This is a genomic window from Bacillus sp. SIMBA_074, assembly GCF_046534555.1.
In the GTDB taxonomy this organism is placed as follows: domain Bacteria; phylum Bacillota; class Bacilli; order Bacillales; family Bacillaceae_G; genus Bacillus_A; species Bacillus_A mycoides.
In genome coordinates this window covers 1-296 of record NZ_JAWRYM010000327.1, presented here as the reverse complement: position 1 = coordinate 296, position 296 = coordinate 1, and the positions used below count along the sequence as shown (strand labels likewise).

The 296-nt window shown below is 64.5% G+C and carries 1 protein-coding gene; it reads right to left on the bottom strand.

The window, feature by feature from the left end; genetic code table 11:
• A partial coding sequence (locus SB773_RS31035) for a hypothetical protein (RefSeq protein WP_410594094.1) occupies nucleotides 1–211 on the bottom strand: 211 nt, incomplete at its 3' end.
• Nucleotides 212–296: the final 85 nt, after the last annotated feature.

The following is a 296-nucleotide window of genomic DNA, read 5'->3' as shown; positions in this document are numbered from 1 at the left end:
CGTAGCTGCCGAAGATGTCACCCTGACCGCGCACGATCAAGGTCTGCACTCCGGGGTTCGTCCGGAGCACGTCCCCGTCCAGCAGGACGAACGGTGCAGGCTCATCGATCTTGACTTGCGTCTGCTGCGAGTCGGGGCCCACGAAGGTGCGCTGGGCGATCCCCGCCCCGATCAGCACGGCGGCAAGCAGGAAGCGCATGGCGGCAATCATCAGAAAGGAAGGAAGGATTGTGCCGCAGCATTCTGATTTGGCAAGGCAAAGCGGCCACTGAAGCCGGCGAGGGCCAGGCACCGCC